4 protein-coding genes are annotated in these 2,422 nt (G+C 71.7%); 2 read left to right on the forward strand and 2 right to left on the reverse strand.

Features of this window, described 5'->3' with window-relative positions; all coding sequences use genetic code 11:
• Both D183_RS24430 and D183_RS0110260 read left to right on the forward strand, forming a co-directional pair.
• Window positions 1-391, forward strand: a 391-nt coding sequence (locus D183_RS24430; RefSeq protein ID WP_039726980.1) for an acetyl-CoA carboxylase biotin carboxyl carrier protein subunit, incomplete at its 5' end; no start/stop codon positions are given.
• A gap of 82 nt (window positions 392-473) precedes the next feature.
• Window positions 474-1,214 (forward strand): DUF6065 family protein, encoded by a 741-nt coding sequence (locus D183_RS0110260; protein ID WP_017908907.1) that lies wholly within the window; start codon window positions 474-476, stop codon window positions 1,212-1,214.
• A 7-nt stretch (window positions 1,215-1,221) separates the two neighbouring features.
• Here the strand turns inward: D183_RS0110260 and D183_RS0110265 are convergent, their stop codons facing one another.
• Complete coding sequence (locus D183_RS0110265) at window positions 1,222-1,602, reverse strand: hypothetical protein (protein WP_017908908.1); 381 nt, start codon at window positions 1,600-1,602, stop codon at window positions 1,222-1,224.
• Window positions 1,603-1,689: 87 nt separating this feature from the next.
• Window positions 1,690-2,238: an excalibur calcium-binding domain-containing protein gene (locus D183_RS0110270; RefSeq protein WP_017908909.1), complete on the reverse strand. Its 549-nt coding sequence runs from the start codon at window positions 2,236-2,238 to the stop codon at window positions 1,690-1,692.
• Between the last annotated feature and the right edge of the window lie 184 nt (window positions 2,239-2,422).

Here is a 2,422-nt window from a genome sequence, read left to right on the forward strand (position 1 = left end):
CGAGGCGAGCGGCCAGTTGCGCGACGGGCGCCTGTCTGCGTTTCTCGGCACACAGCGGGTGCAGGCCGATGCGGTGTTCGCCGGCACGCAGTTGCACCTGTTCGTCGACGGCCACGGCTACCTGTTCGAACGCCACGACCCGGTCGCCGAGGCCGACCAGCTGGCGGTGGAAGGCGGCGGCCTGACCGCGCCGATGCCGGGGCGCATCGTCGCCCTGCTGGTGGCGCCCGGCACCCAGGTGCGCCGCGGCACGCCGCTGCTGGTGCTGGAGGCGATGAAGATGGAGCACACCCTGCAGGCACCGGCGGACGGCACCGTGCAGGGCTTTCGCGTACGCGAGGGCGAGCTGGTCGGCGACGGCGTGGCGCTGCTGGACTTCGAAGCGGCCTGAGCGTCGCCGACCGCCAAGCCGCGGTCGCCAAGGCCGCGGCTTGGCGTCACACTCGGCGCTGGTCCATCGTCCTGTAAGCGCCATGAAACTCACCGCCCACGTTCTCGACGGCCACACCCTCGACGTGCGCCCGGCGCCGCGCGAGCGGCCGTGGATGGACCAGACCGCCGAGCGCTACGCCTACCGCTGCCTGCCGCTGGACATCGCCAACGCGCATGGCTGGGAACTGCTGTGCCAGACCGCGTTCGAGGCCGAGTGGAACGGCGGCAACGCGCTCGACGACCTGCGCGTGCAGCCGGCACCTGGGACGCACGCGCCGGCGGTCAGCCACTTCGGCTATGGCGTGCTCACCTTCCACGTGCCGTGCCTGTTCCGCACCGAGGCCGGCGTGGACCTGTACGTCACCGCGCCGGTGAATTGGCCCAAGGACGGCATCGCCGGGCTCACCGGGCTGATCGAGACAGACTGGAGTCCGTACACCTTCACCATGAACTGGCAGTTCACCCGGCCCGGCCGGGTCCGGTTCGAGGCCGGCGAGCCGTTCTGCCACTTCTTCCCGGTGCAGCGACGGGTGCTGGCCGAGACCGAACCGCGCTGGCAGCCGTTGTCGCAGACGCCGGAGCTGGAGCGCGAGCACCAGGCGTGGATGCGCAGCCGTGGCCAGTTCCTGCACGACCTGGAGCAGCCCGATTCCAACGCCAGCCGCGAAGGCTGGCAGCGCAGCTATTTCCGCGGACCGGCGCCGGGGCAGTGCCCGGCCGGCGTGGAGCACCGGGTGAAACTGCGGCTGGCGCCGTTCGCCCGCAGCGACGACGCGGAGTGAGGACCGCTCAGCGCACGTGGCGCTGGCGCACACGGGTGGACAGGCGGAACACGCCGTAGGCCAGCAGCATGCCCAGGATCCCGGCCACGGCATGCGCCCAGTCGAACACGCGCGGACCGATCCCACCGACCTGGTCGCCCCACAGGTTGAACAGCACCAGGACGATGGCGGTCAGCCCCAGCCCGGCGAGGAACGCGGCGCGGTTGGCGCCCAGCGCGTAGAACAGGAACGGCAGGCCCAGCCCGACCAGGAAATGCACCGGGAAGAAGTACACCGAACCGTACGGACGCAGCAGCGACCAGACGATGGCGGCGAAGACCGCGACGAAGGCAAACAGACCCAGCGACAGGGCGCGGGTCTTGGCGGGGGAAAGACGTGGCTCGGTCATGCGTCACCTGCAGGCAATCGGCGACCGTAACGGAGTGCGGATCACGGCCCGGTCAAGACCCCGCGTTGCCCACGCGGCTGCAGACGCTCAACGCGAAGATCGGCACCACTGCCGTTCGCACGGCACGCCGTCGTGGTTGCCGTCCATCTCCACACCCGGGCAGTGCTGCAGGAAGTACACCGCTTCGTCGCACGAGGTCATCTGCGCGCAGTGCGTGCGGCCGTCGCAGTGGAAGGCAGGCGCCGTCGTGGGCGCGGTAGGCGCTGACGACACCGGCACCGAGGGTGCCGCAGGGCTTGCCTGGGGTGCCGCCACGAAGCGCAGCGCCGCGTAGGCCGCGATCGCGAGCACCGCCAGCAGCATCAGCACGCCGAGCCAGAGACCGCGACGCGGACGCGGTGCCGCACGCGTGGGCGATGCAGGCGCCCGACCGGGACGCATCACCCGCATGGCCCGCGGCCGTCCCTGCGCGTCGTGCTCCAGGTCGAAGGAGATCAGTTCGCCCACCCGCGGGGGAACGCCGTCGGCAGGAAACGCCGCGCGTTGCACCTCGGCTTCGGTCTCACGATGGGCAAGGCGCACCCGGCCGCAGCCGCGCTCCTCGTTCCACTGAATCAAGGTCCCGTGCGTGCGCATGGCGTCACCGCAAGAAAGTGCATCGCCGCGGTGGACGCCGCCGTGCCCGGTGCGTCCACCGTCCCCACCGCGCCTGCTCCCGCCAGGCGCGGCCCCGCGTGCAGCATGCCATGGCTGTGGCCTGCGTGCCGACCGGCCACCTGCTGCAGGCGCGGTCGCGCGACGGCCGGTCCGCCACGCGCCG

This window comes from Xanthomonas sp. SHU 199 (assembly GCF_000364665.1).
Taxonomy (GTDB): domain Bacteria; phylum Pseudomonadota; class Gammaproteobacteria; order Xanthomonadales; family Xanthomonadaceae; genus Xanthomonas_A; species Xanthomonas_A sontii.

Bases quoted from the DNA above. Each gene is read 5' to 3' on its own strand.
- D183_RS0110265 (WP_017908908.1), bottom strand. From the start codon at position 1,602: ATGACCGAGCCACGTCTTTCCCCCGCCAAGACCCGCGCCCTGTCGCTG.
- D183_RS0110270 (WP_017908909.1), bottom strand. From the start codon at position 2,238: ATGCGCACGCACGGGACCTTGATTCAGTGGAACGAGGAGCGCGGCTGC.
- D183_RS0110260 (WP_017908907.1), top strand. From the start codon at position 474: ATGAAACTCACCGCCCACGTTCTCGACGGCCACACCCTCGACGTGCGC.